Origin of the sequence: Streptococcus sp. HSISS2 (assembly GCF_000448665.1) — a bacterium.
GTDB classification, from domain to species: Bacteria; Bacillota; Bacilli; order Lactobacillales; family Streptococcaceae; genus Streptococcus; species Streptococcus raffinosi.
Genome location: NZ_CM002133.1, coordinates 1684482 through 1701909, shown reverse-complemented (window position 1 = coordinate 1701909; position 17428 = coordinate 1684482). Strand labels below are relative to the sequence as shown.

At 41.1% G+C, this 17428-nt stretch carries 11 protein-coding genes and 1 pseudogene; all 12 read left to right on the top strand.

All coding sequences use genetic code 11. The features are described 5' to 3' along the window. A partial coding sequence (gene asp1, locus HSISS2_RS07470; RefSeq protein ID WP_042767087.1) for an accessory Sec system glycosyltransferase Asp1 occupies positions 1-320 on the top strand: 320 nt, incomplete at its 5' end. Next, positions 307-1845 (top strand): accessory Sec system protein Asp2, encoded by a 1539-nt coding sequence (gene asp2, locus HSISS2_RS07465; RefSeq protein ID WP_014634784.1) that lies wholly within the window; start codon positions 307-309, stop codon positions 1843-1845. The genes asp1 and asp2, both read left to right, overlap by 14 nt. A gap of 2 nt (positions 1846-1847) precedes the next feature. Then, positions 1848-2294 (top strand): accessory Sec system protein Asp3, encoded by a 447-nt coding sequence (gene asp3, locus HSISS2_RS07460; RefSeq protein WP_014634783.1) that lies wholly within the window; start codon positions 1848-1850, stop codon positions 2292-2294. Further along, positions 2287-4662 (top strand): accessory Sec system translocase SecA2, encoded by a 2376-nt coding sequence (gene secA2 / locus HSISS2_RS07455; protein ID WP_021146150.1) that lies wholly within the window; start codon positions 2287-2289, stop codon positions 4660-4662. Before asp3 ends, secA2 begins: the two co-directional genes overlap by 8 nt. 12 nt (positions 4663-4674) lie before the next feature. Further along, entirely contained in the window at positions 4675-6183 is a 1509-nt protein-coding gene (gene gtfA, locus HSISS2_RS07450; RefSeq protein WP_021146149.1) for an accessory Sec system glycosyltransferase GtfA, read from the top strand. After that, positions 6180-7532 carry an accessory Sec system glycosylation chaperone GtfB gene (gene gtfB, locus HSISS2_RS07445; RefSeq protein WP_021146148.1) on the top strand — a complete coding sequence of 451 codons (1353 nt, stop codon included), beginning with the start codon at positions 6180-6182 and terminating at the stop codon, positions 7530-7532. Before gtfA ends, gtfB begins: the two co-directional genes overlap by 4 nt. Next, positions 7533-7703, top strand: a pseudogene (asp4, locus tag HSISS2_RS07440) (accessory secretory system protein Asp4); the annotation flags it as partial. It lies immediately after the preceding gene. 4 nt (positions 7704-7707) lie between these two features. Beyond that, the gene (locus HSISS2_RS07435) at positions 7708-7932 is read left to right on the top strand and encodes an accessory secretory protein Asp5 (RefSeq protein ID WP_008535081.1); all 225 of its coding nucleotides are present in this window, start codon (positions 7708-7710) and stop codon (positions 7930-7932) included. A 33-nt stretch (positions 7933-7965) separates the two neighbouring features. Continuing rightward, positions 7966-8967: a sugar transferase gene (locus tag HSISS2_RS07430; RefSeq protein WP_021146146.1), complete on the top strand. Its 1002-nt coding sequence runs from the start codon at positions 7966-7968 to the stop codon at positions 8965-8967. Between the two features lie 492 nt (positions 8968-9459). Next, positions 9460-10194, top strand: a complete 735-nt coding sequence (locus tag HSISS2_RS07425) for an accessory Sec-dependent serine-rich glycoprotein adhesin (protein WP_021146145.1) — start codon at positions 9460-9462, stop codon at positions 10192-10194. Beyond that, entirely contained in the window at positions 10128-15713 is a 5586-nt protein-coding gene (locus HSISS2_RS11035; protein WP_134981435.1) for a MucBP domain-containing protein, read from the top strand. The genes HSISS2_RS07425 and HSISS2_RS11035 overlap by 67 nt, the downstream gene beginning before the upstream one ends. Before the next feature lie 405 nt (positions 15714-16118). Then, on the top strand, positions 16119-17428 hold a 1310-nt coding region (locus tag HSISS2_RS07410), incomplete at its 3' end, for an accessory Sec-dependent serine-rich glycoprotein adhesin (RefSeq protein ID WP_042767086.1).

Genomic DNA, 17428 nt, shown 5'->3' with positions numbered 1-17428 from the left:
TTATCAAGTCCCTTCAGTTTACACGACTCATTGTCGACTTGAGCAAGGAGCCTAATCGTTATACACAAATTGCAGGGATTAGTGCTGGTATTCCGCAGATTAACCGTGTGGCGTCTGAGTATGTGACCCACCAAGAAAATGGTTATATCTTGAAGCACTTGTCCGATTTTGAAAAAGGGGCTTACTACTATTTAGGACAGTTGAACAACTGGAACCGTTCCCTTATCTACTCAATTGAGAAAATTAAGGAAAACACAGGAGACCGTTTGGTGCAAAAATGGGAAAATTGGTTGAAGGAGGAGCAGAATGACCAAGGATAATCGCCTGAAAATACTACAAGTTGGACCATCCAACTGGTCAGAAATTCAGGAAATTCCTGAAAATATGAAATGGTATTATTGCAATCTTGGTCAGCTTGAGACCTTGCAAGAAACCATCGAAGAAGACGAAATCAAGACTTTCACAGCTGTCATTGTGGACAGTCTTGCAGGTCTTGAAGAATTGATGGCTATTAAAGAACATTTGATTCCTCATACTATTTTCTTTGATCAAACGATTGAAGTGACAGATGAGATACTTGCTCAGTTCATCAAGGAAATGTGTGCTGTGCCAACTGATTTTTCAAATCAAGGACAGTTGCTCTTTACCCTTTCAAAAGCACTCTTTTCAGGGCAGTACGGGGATAAGATGTTTCCGTTCACGACCCAGGTTAACCCCAATTTTACTGGCCAAGTGACATACCATGGTTATGAAAATGTCATTTTAAAAGGGGATTATGGTCAAGATTTCAGCCCTGTCTTGGACTGGACCTATAATGTCAGAGCCAGCAAGGAAAATCCTATCGAGCTTTGGTTGGAGTTTGAAAAAGAGGAGACTTGTGAGTGTCGCTTGATTCTTAATCTTTTGCCAGAAGGATCGGTCGCAGGTATTTTCAAGACCTATATCGTTTCAGAAGAAGAAATGCGCAAGGGAGCCATCGTCCTTGATGAGGACACGACCTTCCTCCTGTCTGCTAGTCTTGAGATGAAAGGCCAAGGTCAGATTACAATCGGTGGGCTCCACCAACGTTTGACTCGTTTCCAATTCGGGAAATTTGTACTTGGTGGTGGAATTCTCCACGATAGCAAGCGTCAGGAAATCAACTATTTCTTTTATCCTGGGGACTTCAAGCCACCTTTGTCAGTTTACTTCTCAGGTTTCCGTCCTGCCGAAGGTTTCGAAGGTTTCGGAATGATGAAGGGGATGGGAACGCCGTTCTTGCTCTTTTCAGACCCTCGTCTCCAAGGGGGAGCCTTCTATATGGGAACTGAAGAGCTTGAAAATAGCATCAAAGACACCATCCAACATTATTTGGACTACCTAGGTTTTGACAATAGTCAGCTCATTCTCTCAGGAATGTCCATGGGAACCTTCCCATCAATGTACTATGGTGCGGACTTTGAGCCTCATGCCATCATCATGTCTAAGCCTCTAGCCAATGTTGGTACTATCGGTAATCGTGCCAGACTCTTGGCGCCAGAGGTCTTTCCAACAGGGATTGATGTCTTGCATTTGCAGACAGGACGCTTGGATAATGAAGGTGTCGAGGCCCTTAACCAGAAGTTCTGGGATAAATTTGAAAAAGCAGACTTCTCAAATACAACTTTTGGTCTTTCCTACATGAAAGACGAGGATATGGATCCGACGGCCTACGAGGACATTACCAAGTCTCTCTATTACTCAGGGGCTAAGATTCTCAGCAAGGGAACGTCAGGTCGACACAACGATGATTCTTATACGGCGACAACTTGGTTTGTCAATTTTTACCGTATGATTTTAGAAAATGATTTTGGAAGGAAGGAGTAAGAATGTTCAGAAACAAGAAATCAGAAATCTTGTGGGGCTTAAACCACAAAGCCTACATGTATGGCTCAAAAATTGTTAAGCGCCAAGATGGTTCTGTGCAATTTTACAATCCTTTGGTGCCATCAGGAACGGAAATCCAGTCTTGGGTGGCCATCCAAAACTACCAAGCTGGTCGTACCCAACCTGCCCTCCCACTTTTGAAAAAAGGGCATAGTTATGACTTGACGGCCAATCTTGAAGCTGTCCCAACAGGCTCAGTCTTTTTGAAAGTCAGCTTTTTGGACCGTTATGACAATGAAATTAAACAGTTGATTGAAAAGAGTACCCAGATGACCTTTGTTTACCCTCACGAGGCCTATACCTACCGTATTTCCCTCTTGAGTGCTGGGGTCAAAGAGCTAGATTTCTACAACTTAAAACTGGAAGAAACAGGAGAAGAACATGTTTAAACAACTGAATCCTATTCTCCCTGTTAAGGAGATACTCAAGGAAATTAACGGCCTAGCCGATGAAATGGCTGGTTTGAGCAACCTTGAGTTGAAAAATAAAACGCAGGAATTTAAGGAGCGTTTGGCTCAAGGAGAAAGCTTGGACGACCTCCTGCCTGAAGCCTTTGCGGTTGTTCGTGAAGCGGATAAGCGCGTGTTAGGCATGTTCCCTTATGATGTTCAGGTCATGGGAGGAATTGTCATGCACCAAGGTCATATCGCTGAGATGAATACCGGTGAGGGTAAGACCTTGACGGCTACCATGCCAGTCTACCTTAATGCCTTGTCAGGTGAAGGGGCTATTCTGGTTACGACCAATGAATACTTGGCAATCCGTGACGCTGAGGAAATGGGTCAGGTCTACGAGTTCCTAGGGTTGACGATTGGTGTTCCCTGTGTGGAAGGCAGCAACGAGATGGAACCGGCAGAAAAGCGTGCTATCTATCAATCAGACATCGTTTACACGACCAATTCTAGCTTAGGCTTTGACTATTTGATTGATAACCTTGCTTCTAACCAAGACGGGAAATACATGCGTCCCTTTAACTATGCTATTGTCGATGAGGTGGATTCTGTTCTCCTTGATAGCGCACAGACGCCTTTGATTATCTCTGGTGCACCCCGTGTTCAGTCTAACTACTATGGGATGATGGATACGCTTATGACCACCTTGGTCGAGGGTGAAGACTATATCTTCAAAGAGGAGAAAGGTGAAGTTTGGTTGACTACTAAAGGGGCTAAGGCTGCTGAAAATTACCTTGGTATCGGTAACCTCTACGATGAGGAAAACAGCACCTTTGCCCGTCACCTGCTCTTTTCACTTCGTGCCCACTTGCTCTATAAAAAGGATAAGGACTACATCATTCGTGATGGCAAGAAGGGGCCTGAAGTGGTACTTCTTGATAAATCGACAGGTCGTCTCTTGGAATTGACCAAGCTCCAAGGTGGACTCCACCAAGCCATCGAAGCCAAGGAATTAGTGGCCCTGTCACAAGAAACCAGAGCTATGGCTTCCATCACCTACCAAAGTCTCTTTAAAAAATTCCAGAAAATTTCAGGGATGACAGGGACTGGTAAGGTAGCCGAAAAAGAATTCCTAGGCACCTATGGAATGAAGGTCATTCAAATCCCAACCAACCGTAAGAAACAACGTATCGACTATCCCGATAAGATTTATGCGACCCTACCAGAGAAGGTCTTTGCCTCTTTAGAGTATGTCAAGCACTACCATGAAAAAGGTAACCCCATCTTGATTTTCGTTGGGTCGGTGGAAATGTCAGAGCTTTATTCTTCCCTGCTTTTGCGTGAAGGAATTGCTCATAATCTCTTGAATGCCAATAATGCACCACGTGAAGCGGAAATGATTGCCGAATCAGGACAAATGGGTGCCGTGACGGTTGCGACCTCAATGGCTGGACGTGGAACGGACATCAAGCTTGGTAAAGGTGTAGCTGAACTCGGAGGTTTGGTAGTTATCGGTACCGAACGTATGGAAAGTCAACGTATTGACCTGCAAATTCGTGGCCGTTCTGGACGTCAAGGGGACCCTGGTATGTCTAAGTTCTTCGTCTCCTTGGAAGACGATGTGATTAAGAAATACGGTCCATCATGGGTTCACCGTACTTACAAAGAATATGCCATTAGTGACCACATTGAGCCTAAGGAATTGACCGGTCGTAAGTACCGTAAATTGGTTCAAAAAGCCCAAGAAGCCAGTGAAAGTTCTGGTCGTACTTCACGTCGTCAGACGCTTGAATTCGCAGAAAGTATGAACATCCAACGTGAGATGATTTATGCCCAACGTGACCGTCTCATCTTCCACAATCAAGGCTTGGATACTGTTATCGATGAGGTACTTGATGACTTTATCGACCAAGCTGTGGCTGATGAAGATTTCTCAAAAGCAGAGAATCTCTATCACTTTATCTTGCGTAATATCAGCTTCCGCATCAATGAGATTCCTAACGATTTGGATCTTAACAATCGTGAAGAAGTCTTGGAACTCATTTACCAGTTTGCCTATCGTGAGCTAGAAGCCAAGAAGCAGGAGTTGAAAACTAAGGAACTCAATGAGTATTTCCAACGTTTAGCCATGCTTAAGGCTGTGGATGATAACTGGGTAGAGCAGGTAGACTATCTGCAACAACTCCAAATGGCTATTGGTAGTCAACAATTGAGTCAAAAAAACCCTATTGTCGAGTATTACCAAGAGGCCTACAAGGGCTTTGAGGCTATGAAACGTCAAATCAGAAAGGATATGGTTCGTAATCTTCTCCTTAGTCAGGTGCAAGTCACTAAAAAAGGAGATATCATCAGCCATTTCCCATAAAATAAGGAAATTATGACAGTATATAACATTAATTTAGGTATCGGTTGGGCCAGCAGTGGTGTCGAATATGCCCAGGCCTATCGTGCCAAGATTTTCCAGGAAATGGGACAAGAAGCCAAATTTGTCTTTATGGATCTCATTCTTGGGGATAATATCGAGCATATGACCAGCAAGATTGGTTTTTCAGATGACCAAATCATCTGGCTCTATAACTATTTTACAGATGTCAAAATCGCACCATCTACCATCAAACTAGCTGAAATCGAGGCTATCTTACCTGCTAATCCTGAACACAAGGAAGTTTCCGGTTCAGTGATTCGTTACCATTATCCACAGGATGACCTAGTGGTAGCTTGCCATCTTCGTGCGACAGATGGAGTTTCTGTGGAAACCGTCAGCTATTTTGTCAATGACAAGCTCTTGCGTAAGGATTTTTACTCTTATACCCGTTATTGTAGTGAGTATTATGCGCCTAAGGACAATCAAGCCAAGGTTTACCAACGCCGTTTTTATAATGAAGATGGCTCGACCGCCTATGACATGATTGTTGGAGACAATAATCAGGACATTTATCGTTTTCCGGATCAGGTCCTCTATGGCAAGCAAGAATTCCTTCGCTATTTCTTCAAACGTCTGGCCCTAACCAAGGATGATGTGGTTATCTTAGACCGTGAAACTGGTATTGGGCAGCTGGTCTTTGAAGAAGCACAAGCTGCTCGTCTAGGGGTAGTCGTTCACGCTGAACATTTCAGTGCCAATCAAACTGATGACGACTACATTCTCTGGAATAACTATTACGAGTACCAGTTTACCAATGCGGACAAGGTTGATTTCTTTATCGTAGCGACAGACCGTCAGAAGGAAATTCTTGAGAGGCAGTTTCGTCACTACACTAACCATGATCCAAAGATTTACACCATTCCAGTGGGAAGCTTGCCTGAATTAGTTGGGCAGGACAAGTCACGTAAGCCATTTTCAATGATTACGGCCTCACGTTTGGCTCAGGAAAAACACATTGACTGGTTAGTTCGTGCAGTTATTGAGGTTCATAAGACCCTACCAGACATCACCTTTGATATTTATGGTAGTGGTGGGATGGATGCCAAGTTGCGTGAGATTATTGCTGAAGGGCAAGCAGGAGACTACATTCGTCTCATGGGGCATGCTGATTTGACCGACATTTATAGCCAATATGAGGTTTATTTGACAGCTTCAACCAGCGAAGGCTTTGGCCTTACCCTCATGGAGGCTGTTGGTTCAGGTCTTCCCATGATTGGTTTTGACGTTCCTTATGGTAATCAAACCTTTATCGAAGATGGGGCCAACGGCTATCTCCTTCCTGTCGCTGAAAATCATGTTGTGGATGTCATCACTAAATCCTATAAGGATGCCATTGTCCGTCTCTATGAAGAAGGTAATATTGAGGCCATGCGTCAAAAATCTTATGACCTTGCCCAAGGCTTCTTGACTAGCCGGGTCAAGGCTGCTTGGAAACAGTTACTTGAGGAGGTACGCTCATGATTTTCTTATGTGATAATTATCATCAAGCCAGTAAAGACTTGGCTTATACCCTTCAGGTAGCAGGATGTGATGCCACAACTGTTGTCATCAATCCAGATGGTTTTCTTCCCAAAGGAACCCTATCACCTTTTACCTACTATGTAGAAGACCAAGATGAAACTGGCAAACCTCGCTTTTTCAACCAGGTTCCTGTTCCAGCTTTTTGGGAAATCTCAGGTAACAATCAAGTGGCACAGGTGTCAAATCTCACTGAAGAACGTGCCCGTATTACCTTCCCTGAAGGAAGCAAGGCCCGTATCGTTAAAAGTGTTGAATGGTTGGACAAGTCAGGAAAGGTTCGTCAAGTAGACCACTACAACAAGTATGGTTTCTGTTTTGCCAAAACCACTCATGATGAGAATGGTCAGCCAGTCTTTACTAGCTACCAAACCAAAGAAGGTGACGAGCGCATCTTGGAAAATCATGCTACTGGTGACATCCTCTTGACCCTACCTGGTCAAAGTCTACGTCGTTTCTCCAACCGTACCGAATTTGTCAAGGCCTTTTTGGCTCAGGTCTTTGGTGACATTGACCATATTATCTTTAACAGCTTAGCAACGCCTTTCATCGTCTCATGGACTATGGAAAATACAGGGGCAACGGATATTCTGGTCTGGCAAGAGCCACTGAGAGACATCCTCCCAGGTAACATGAATGGTATCTTAGAGGATAATTCAGCTAGGGCCAACGCCATTATCATTCCTGATAAGGCAACCTATGAAAAAGCCTTGACCCTGGTACCTAAAGAAAAACACCATAAATTACTTTCTTTAGGCTATGCCTATGACTTCAAGGAAAATCATGGCAAATCACACAATGCCTTTATCGCAACCAACTCAGATCAAATCGAACACCTGGAAGCCTTAGTAGAGGCATTACCTGATGTGACCTTCCAAATTGCAGCTGTTACTGAGATGTCAGCCAAGTTGCTTTCAATGATGCGTTACTCAAATGTAGTGCTCCATCCTAACGCCAGTCACAAGCAACTGGACAAGCTCTACCAAGAGTCAAATCTCTATTTGGATATCAACCATCATAACGAGTTGTATAAGGCTACACGAACAGCTTTTGAGCACCAGTTATTGATTTTGGCCTTTTCAGAAACAGTTCATGGACGTGACTACACGGCACCTGAACATATCTATGCTGGTCAGGACTATCAAGCAATGGTCACTAAGATTAATCAAGTTCTTGAACAAGACCAAGCCATGCAAGAGGCCATGCAGGCTCAAAAAGCTCAGGCTAACACCCTGACAGCCTCTGACTTGACCAATCGCTTACAAGGACTTTTAGGAGGAAATCATGTCTAAAAAGATTTATTCTACGGTGATGTTGAAGGCCGTATGGAAGAACTTAAGCAAAAGCCTATTACGAAAGAAAAAGAAACCAGAGGAGAAAAGATTAACAAGAGCTTTTCAATCATGCTCGGACTTGTGATTATTATCGGTTTAATCTTTACTCTCATTGGTTTGTTGAGGTAGGCTTATGATGTTAGTATTAATGGTTCTAGCACTGATTCTTTCGGTTGCCCTTATCGTCCTAGTTACCATCCAACCACGTCAAACACAGATTTTTTCAACAGATGCTACGAGTAATATTGGTAAACCAAGCTATTGGTCTAGTCAGCCTATTCGCAAATTTTTGACCTTAGCTATTAGTATAGCCTTATTTATCCTCTTACTTATGTTTATGATTGTGTCTTATAAGTAAAGAGCTTGATTATACAATAGAAAGAAGAAGCGCATGCGTGTACATTTTACGAATTTATTTGGGCAGTCCCCACGTAGTGTGGCCTTGATTGCCCAAAATGATACGATGAAGATTGCCAAGGAGCTTGGTGCCAATGAATTAGCAATCTATTTCTACGATAATAGCCATGAGTCAAGTGGTGAATTAAATTCCCGTCTTGATGGTATTGTAGCAGGAGTGAGCTATGGCGATATTGTCTTCTTCCAGTCACCGTCGTGGAATAGTGTCGCTTGGGACACTAGCCTCCTTCATAAATTTAGGGCAGTGCAAACCAAACTTGTGATGTTCATCCATGATGTTCCACCTATAATGTTTCCTAGTAATTATTATCTCATGCCTAATTACATTGAGATGTACAATCTTTGTGATGTCGTCGTTGTTCCATCAGAACAGATGCGTGATCGACTCATTGAGGAAGGATTAACGGTCAAAAAGATTATTATCCAGGAACTTTGGGATCTACCTCATAGCCTTGACTTGCACAAACCAAGCTTCCAAAAGAAGCTCATCTTTGCTGGTAATCCAGCTCGTTTCCCCCACATTCTCAACTGGCAGCAGGATACTCCTCTTCATGTCTATGCGGATAAAGAAGAAGACAAGGATTATTCCAAAATTCAACTTGAAGGCTGGCGCAATAAACAGGAACTCCTGTTTGACCTTTCTAAAGGAGGATTTGGTCTCGTCTGGGGAAACTCAGAAAAATCTGAAGATGAGCTCGATTACTATAAGTTGAATATTTCCTATAAACTTTCTACCTATTTAGCTGCAGGCTTGCCAGTTGTGGTACCTGACTATCTATCAAATGCAGACTATATCAGAGAACATGGCCTAGGCTTTGTCGTTTCGAGTCTGGAAGAAGCAGATCGTTGTGTACAAGAATGTACAGAAGAGCAGTATACCCAGATGGTTGCTAACGCACAATACACTGCCTACCTCATAAGCAATGGTTATTTCATCAAGAAGCTTTTTATTGATGCTATAATGGCCCTTGGTTAATAGTCTAAAAAGAATTATCGGAAGGTAATTCTTTTTTGTAGACTTTTGAGCATATAAATTGACTTTTTAGAAAATATTTAAATCGATTTTACTTTATACTAAAAGATTTAAGGAAGTGGACGATCCGATTAGGAAGAAGGTTAAAAAACAGTGTGTCAGAAACACCAAATATATCAAAATAAGGGTTAAAAAATTGATTGAAATTGTTTGAAAATTTATCTTAAGCTAAATTGTAAAATAATTTAGAAGCGTGATAAGAGTGGAAATAAAATGAGAAAATGTAAAGAAAATAGCGTGAAATCAAGGTTCTAAGGCTGATTTGTTCTAAATTCGAAAGAATATAGCACAAATGACAGAAAATTCAGAATTGCGAAAACCTTACATATTTTAGAGAAAATGAGACAAAGTGAAACAATTTTTAGTTAACTTGTGTTATATTATAAAATGTAATTTCCAGATTAGGAAATGACTCATATCTATTTGGAGGTAAATATGTTTTTTAGACGCCAAGAAGGAGAATATCGCGAAACAGACCGTGTGACTCGCTTCAAACTTATTAAATCGGGTAAAAACTGGCTTCGTGCCGCTACATCAAATTTTGGACTTTTCAAAGTTGTTAAAGGTGGCGCAGACACACCGTCAGTTTCAGTTCAAAACGTAGAAGAAAAAACTTCTCTTCTTTCAGGTCAAGCCCTTCTTAAAGGGATTGCAGCAGCGGGTGCTGTGGCAGGTGGTGCAGTAGCTACTTACACAGCTCAAGCCGAAGAAACAAGTGCTCCAGCTTTGGAAAGCCAAGCAACTACAACTCATGATGTTTTGGCAAACTCTGAATCTGTAGCTTTGAGCACTGCGCCTGTATCAGAAGCAGTAGCTTCAGAAGCTCCAGCAGTAGCATCAACAAGCCAAGAGTCTACAAGCTCTTCAGCTGATGCTCAAGCAAGCACAGATGCCTCAGTATCATTGCCACAACAATCTGTATCAACAGAATTGTCACAAGCTATCTCTGAATCAGTATCACTTAGCAAGCACAACTCAACTTCTGATAGCCAATCACACACAGAAAGCACAACTGCTTCAAACTCTGCTTCACATTCTGAATCTGCAAGTTCAACAGTAGCGACTGCATCAGAAACAGCGACTCAAGAAGATGAAAAACAATCTTGGATCAAAACGTTTCAGAAGCAGAATTGCTCGTTAATATTGCTAAAGACTACCAAGCAAAATTGACAGACACAGCTGCTAAAACTGAAATTCAAACAGCTATCACAACAGTTCAAGAAGAAGTCACTAAATCAACAACATTGCTTGCGGCATCAGCAACAAATGCTGCTTATGCAGAACAACGTGAACGTCTTGGTAACGCTGTTGATAACATGTTGACTAAGATCACAGACAACGGTTTCACTGGTAACTCAGTAGTTAACGGTGTTGCAGCAGTTACTGCACAGTTGGATGCTATTGCTACATCAAGCACAAATCCATCTGGTGTTAGTGCAACTCCAGGAATGTCAGAACCAAACGGTGCGAGCCTTACAGATCGTACACAGACGATTCCTTCAGGATATGCAGCTGACCCAGCAGCCAATCGTTTGACATTTGGTGTTTGGAATCTTAAATCATATAACCAAGACTACAACACAAATTATTATGTGACTTTGTCAGTTGATAAGACAACTAGCACAAACAATCCAGATGTTTATGTTCGTTTGGTAGATAAGAATACAGGAAGTGAAGTTGCAAACACAACTTTGTCTTCAGCCAACGCTGGTAGAGAAGTAAATCTTGGAAACCTTTCAAGCAATAAATACTATCCTTATTTCGTTTATAATGCTTCAACAGACGCTGGTTCTGCTACTGTAGATGTTATTATCAAGAATAATGCAGAAAAAGATTTTGCAAAAGAAACTGAACAAGTTTATGACTACTTAACTCCATCTAACCAAACTGAAAGCAAACCAAACGTTGAAATTGGTGTACCATCAACTAAGATGAACCAAACAACTCACTACAAGGTAGTGGATACTACATCTTCAACTTATAATGCTTCACGTTCAGCTTCAGATACAACAACTCAAAGTTACAAACCAACTGGTAATGAAACTGAACTTGCTTCATTTACTCAAACAGGTATTCAAGGTCAAAACTATACGGCTTCTAACCCACGTTCGTTTGAAGGTTATGTTTTGTATCAACAGGCTGATTCTTCAACAATGTCTGGTGAACTAGGTAACACTGTAGGTACTAAATATGCCGAACTTAAGGGTACACGTCAACATTATTATGTGAAACGTATTCGTGAAGTGGTTGCCAACGATGGTTCAACTGTAACTAAGATTTATGTATTGGACCCATCATCTGTTTCAACTTATAATGAAGCAACAATGGGGAACAATACAGATACAAATGGTTACACACTTGTTTACACAACTCCAGTGATTAAACCGGGTGAGAAGTATATTCCATCTGCAACAAGTATGGAAACAGATAAGGTTCTTGTTTCAAGTAAGAACGGTGATTATCAAATTCAGGTTTCCCCATGGCATAACCCAGCTAAACCAGAAGAAGGTCTTGTTTATCTCTCAGGTTGGTATACAGCAGGTCATCATGGTGAATCAGCTTACATGTTCTTGGAACATCCTAAAGGAACTGACAATTCAACACCTGGTGGAAATGCACAGAACGTTATTGGTGGACAAAACTCAGGAAACTTTGGGAACCAATTCTCAATTCTATCAGCAAATGAAAAACCATCTGGTGATACAGTACACTACTACAAGAAGACAGATGAAAAAGGGAATGTTTACGTTCACTATAAAGATACTGAAGGAACAACTATTAAAGCTTCAGTAACAGATGAAAATCAACAGCCTGTTAACAAACACTATGATACAGTAGTAGATAACCGTCCGGATACAATTGAGTACAATGGTAAAACTTACGAGTTGGTACCAGCAGGTACATATACTGTTGGTCAAGTTGACTCAGATAGTCACCTGACATCTTCAGATTCAATTACAGGTTCAGTTGCTAAACAAGATAAAAATGTAACGTATATCTATAGAGTGAAAGAAACACCAAAAGAAGGTGAAGTTGTTATCACTTATGTGGATACAAAAGGTAATGAAATTCAAAAACCTCGTCAAGATACACCTAAATCACCATATGACACACCATATGATACAACTGAAAAAGGTGAAAAACCAAATATCATCAAGACAACTGATGGTAAGACATATAAAATTGTTCCTAAAGGTGATTACCCAGTAGGAGGTGTTGATGAAAATGGTCATTTGAAATCTTCAGATCCTATTACTGGTAAAGTTGATAAACCAAAATCAACCATTACTTACGTTTATGAGGAAGTTGGAAGTGTCTTCGTTCATTATAAAGATATTAACGGAAATACGATCATGGGATCTGTTATTGATGAGCAAGATCAACCGCTTGAGAAGGATTATGATACTGTAGTAGATAATCGTCCTAAAGAAATTAAATTTGAAGGTAAAACTTACGAACTTGTAGAAGCTGGTAATTACCCAGTAGGTCAAGTTGACAGCCAAGGTCACTGGACTGGTGATGATGATACAACTGGTAAAGTGGCTTCAGGTGAGAAAAATGTTACTTATATCTATAAGTTGAAAAATGAATCTCAATCAAATTCAGCATCTGATACAACATCAGCTTCACTATCAGAATCAGAAGTTGTGTCTAAATCACAGTCAGAATCAGAGGTGGTTTCTAAGTCGCAATCTGTTTCGCAATCAGCATCAGAAAAAGCTTCTAAATCACAATCAGAATCAGAGGTGGTTTCTAAGTCACAATCTGTTTCACAATCAGCTTCAGTATCAGCAAGCCAATCTGAATCATTGAAAACTTCGGCATCTGAATCAGCTTCAGTGTCAGGAAGCCAATCAGCGTCGTTGAGCACCTCAGCGTCAGCATCAGCTTCAGTATCAGGAAGCCAATCAGCATCGTTGAGCACCTCAGCTTCAGCATCAGCTTCAGTATCAGCAAGCCAATCAGCGTCGTTGAGTACCTCAGCGTCAGCATCAGCTTCAGTATCAGCAAGCCAATCAGCATCGTTGAGTACTTCAGCATCTGAATCAGCTTCAGTATCAGCAAGCCAATCAGCGTCGTTGAGCACCTCAGCGTCAGCATCAGCTTCAGTATCAGGAAGCCAATCAGCGTCGTTGAGTACTTCAGCATCTGAATCAGCTTCAGTATCAGCAAGTCAATCATCATCGTTGAGTACCTCAGCATCTGAATCTGTCTCTGTTTCAGCTTCTATCTCAGAATCAATTTCAATTGTTACAAATAACTCAGAATCAGAATCAACTTCATCATCTGAGTCAGCATCTGCTTCATTGAGCAATTCAGTTTCTGTAAGCGCCTCTGAGTCAGCATCTGCATCAGAATCAGCAAGCACCTCAGCTTCAGTTTCTGCATCAGAATCAGTAAGTGCGTCTGAGTCAGCATCTGCATCAGAATCAGCAAGCACCTCAGCTTCAGTTTCTGCATCAGAATCAGCAAGCACTTCAGAATCAACTTCTGTATCTGAATCAGTATCAGCTTCTGAATCATACTCTGCATCTGCTAGTCTTTCAGTTTCAGCTTCTACATCAACTTCAGTTTCAGAATCACTTTCTAGCTCAGAATCTACATCTGTATCAGTTTCTCAATCATTGTCTGAAAGTGAAACTCCTAAAGTTGGTGAAGTTATCATCACTTACATCCGTGAAAATGATGGTAAAGAAATTCAAAAACCTCGTCAAGATACACCAAACTCACCATATGACACACCATATAACACAACTGAGGAAGGTGAAAAACCTAACACAATCAAGACTCCAGATGGTAAGACATACAAGATCGTACCAAAAGGTGACTACCCAGTAGGTAAAGTTGACGGTGACGGACACCTTGAATCATCAGATCCAATTAAAGGTAAAGTTGATAAACCTAAATCAACAATCACTTACGTTTATAAAGAAGTGAAGGGTAATGTTTACGTTCACTATGTTGATGTTAATGGTAACAAGATTAAAGACGATGTGACTGATGAAAAAGATCAACCAGTTGATAAAGACTACGACACAGTTATTGACAACCGTCCAAAAGAAATCGAATTCCAAGGTAAGACGTACGAATTGGTACCAGCTGGTAACTACCCAGTAGGTAAGGTTGACGAACAAGGTCACTGGACAGGTGATGATGCTACAACAGGTAAAGTCATCGAAGGTGATAAGAACGTTACTTACGTATACCAACTCAAAGAACAACCAGCACAACCTAAGGGTAATGTATACGTTCACTATGTAGATACTGAAGGTAATATCATTAAAGATTCAGTAACTGATGAATTGGCACAACCAGTTGGTAAAGACTACGACACAGTTGTAGATAACCGTCCAAAAGAAATCGACTTCCAAGGCAAGACATATGAATTGGTACCAGCCGGTAACTACAAAGTAGGTCAAGTCGACGAACAAGGTCACTGGACAGGTGATGATGCTACAACAGGTAAAGTCGTCGAAGGTGATAAGAACGTTACTTACGTTTACAAACTTAAAGAAGATCCAACGAAACCTAAAGAAGGTGACGTTATCATCACTTACGTAAACGAAAAAGGTAAGGAAATTAAGAAACCTCGTCAAGACACACCAAACTCACCATATGACACACCATATAACACAACTGAGAAAGGTGAAAAACCTAAGACTATCAAGACTCCAGATGGTAAGACATATAAGATCGTACCAAAAGGTGACTACCCAGTAGGTAAAGTTGATAAGGATGGACACCTTGAATCTTCTGACCCAACTAAAGGTAAAGTTGAGAAACCTCGTTCAATCGTCACTTATGTTTATAAAGAAGTGAAAGGTGACGTTTACGTTCACTATAAAGATACTGAAGGTAACACAATCAAGACTGACGTTACTGATGAAAAAGATCAACCAGTCGACAAAGACTACGATACAGTTGTAGATAACCGTCCAAAAGAAATCAAATACAATGGTAAGACATATGAATTGGTTCCAGCTGGTAACTACACTGTAGGTAAGGTTGATGGACAAGGTCACCTTGAGTCATCAGACGCAACAACTGGTAAAGTTATCGAAGGACGTAAAGACGTAACTTACATCTACAAACTTAAAGAACAACCAGCACAACCTAAGGGTAATGTATACGTTCACTACGTAGATGAAAATGGTAACACAATCAAACAATCTGTTACAGATGAATCTAAACAACCAGTAGGTAAACATTATGATACAGTAATTGATAACCGTCCTAAGACAATCGTTACTGCAGATGGTAAAGTCTATGAATTGGTACCACAAGGTAACTATCCAGTAGGTAAAGTTGATGGTGATGGTCACTTGACTACAACTGACCCAGTAACTGGTAAAGTTATCGAAGGTGATAAGAACGTTACTTACGTTTACAAACTTGTCGATACAACTCCAGAAAAACCAGTGACACCAACTCCTGGTAAACCTGAACAACCAACTCCAGCTAAACCAGTTGATCCAGCTCCTAAAGCTCCAGCTAAAGCAGCTCCTGTAACTCCAGCTAAACCAGCTTCAGAAATGACACAATTGCCAAATACTGGTGAAGAGTCTAACGTAGCTGCTACAGCAGCTCTAGGTTTGCTTGCAACTGCATCTGGCTTGGCTCTTGCGGCAAAACGCAAAAAACTGAGGAATAATATTTCCTCGACTTACCTCCCTAAAACTTTTGAGTGACTAGTCCTAATAAAACACTAACTACTCTTAAGAAAGAATAAGCCGATTAGCTTCGTTCTAAAAAGACACATTCCAAATTGGAGTGTGTCTTTTTGTGATTATGAGAAAAGAATAGAATCGAAAGGTCAGTAAAAGAAATAATAAAAATTATTGATCCTATCTTGAAAGATAATACTGTTAGAAAAAGAAATCATCTCTCTAGAATTTAAAGAAATCTTTAAATTTTATTTTATAAGAGTAGAGAATGGCTGAAAATAGTGTGAAATCAATGTCTTTAATGTATTAATAGGATGAAGCGTTTGCAATTTTATTTAAGGAATATATGACAAAAAATTAGAACTTACAACAATTTTGTGATAAAATTTAACTACGTGTTTTTACACTAACATCTAGAATGGAGCAGATATGTTTTTTAGAAGAAACGAAGGGGAATATCGCGAAACAGATCGTGTGACTCGTTTTAAATTAATCAAATCAGGTAAGCAATGGCTTCGTGCGGCGACATCAAACTTTGGACTTTTCAAAGTTGTTAAAGGTGGAACAGACGCACCGTCAGTTTCAGCGCAAAGTGTTGAGGAGAAAACACCTCTTATCTCAGGTCAAGCCCTTCTTAAAGGGATTGCAGCAGCAGGTGCGGTGGCAGGTGGTGCAGTAGCTACTTACACTGCTCAAGCCGAAGAAACGGCAACACCGGCCTTAGAGAGTCAATTAACTGGAAATCATGATGTAACAGCCAATTCTGAGTCTGTTGTCTTGAGTGCAGCTCCAACATCAGAAGCTTCGGTAGCACCATCAACTAGCCAAGAGTCTACAAGCTCTTCAGTTGATGCTCAAGCAAGCACAGATGCTTCAGTATCATTGTCACAATCTGTATCAACAGAATTATCACAATCTATTTCTGAATCTGTATCACTTAGCAAAGAGCGGTCAACCTCCGCTAGTCAGTCACATACTGAAAGCACAAGTGGTTCAGCTTCACATTCAGAATCAGCAAGTTCAACAGCAGCAACTGCATCAGAAACAGCTACTCAAGAAGATGAAAAAACGATCTTGGATCAAAACGTTTCAGAAGCAGAATTGCTTGTTAATATTGCTAAAGACTATCAAGCAAAATTGACAGACACAGCTGCTAAAGCTGAAATCCAAACAGCTATCACAACAGTTCAAGAAGAAGTCATTAAATCAACAACATTGCTTGCTGCATCAGCAACAAACGCTGCTTATGCAGAACAACGTGAACGTCTTGGTAATGCCGTTGAAGGTCTGATGACCAAGATTACAAATGCAGGTTTTACTGGAAATTCTACCGTAAGCGGTAGTCCAGCTATCACAACGAAACTTAATCTTGTGAACGGTCAAAGTCGAGAATATGTAGCTACAGTTACAGATTCAGAGAGTGCCTCAGTGAGTCAATCACAATCTGAATCTAATTCAACCTCAGCCTCGGAAAGTGCTACAGTATCTGAGTCCCAATCGGAATCCAACTCAACCTCAGCGTCAGAGAGTGCGTCAGTGTCTGAGTCGCAATCAGAATCTAACTCAACCTCAGCGTCAGAGAGTGCGTCAGTGTCTGAGTCCCAATCGGAGTCCAACTCAACCTCAGCGTCAGAGAGTGCGTCAGTTTCTGAGTCACAATCCGAATCTAACTCGCTTTCAGCGTCAGAGAGTGCGTCAGTGTCTAGTCCCAATCGGAATCCAACTCTCTTTCAGCGTCA

Bases quoted from the DNA above. Each gene is read 5' to 3' on its own strand.
- HSISS2_RS07435 (WP_008535081.1), top strand. From the start codon at position 7,708: ATGATGTTAGTATTAATGGTTCTAGCACTGATTCTTTCGGTTGCCCTT.
- HSISS2_RS07425 (WP_021146145.1), top strand. From the start codon at position 9,460: ATGTTTTTTAGACGCCAAGAAGGAGAATATCGCGAAACAGACCGTGTG.
- gtfB (WP_021146148.1), top strand. From the start codon at position 6,180: ATGATTTTCTTATGTGATAATTATCATCAAGCCAGTAAAGACTTGGCT.
- gtfA (WP_021146149.1), top strand. From the start codon at position 4,675: ATGACAGTATATAACATTAATTTAGGTATCGGTTGGGCCAGCAGTGGT.
- asp2 (WP_014634784.1), top strand. From the start codon at position 307: ATGACCAAGGATAATCGCCTGAAAATACTACAAGTTGGACCATCCAAC.
- secA2 (WP_021146150.1), top strand. From the start codon at position 2,287: ATGTTTAAACAACTGAATCCTATTCTCCCTGTTAAGGAGATACTCAAG.
- HSISS2_RS07430 (WP_021146146.1), top strand. From the start codon at position 7,966: ATGCGTGTACATTTTACGAATTTATTTGGGCAGTCCCCACGTAGTGTG.
- asp3 (WP_014634783.1), top strand. From the start codon at position 1,848: ATGTTCAGAAACAAGAAATCAGAAATCTTGTGGGGCTTAAACCACAAA.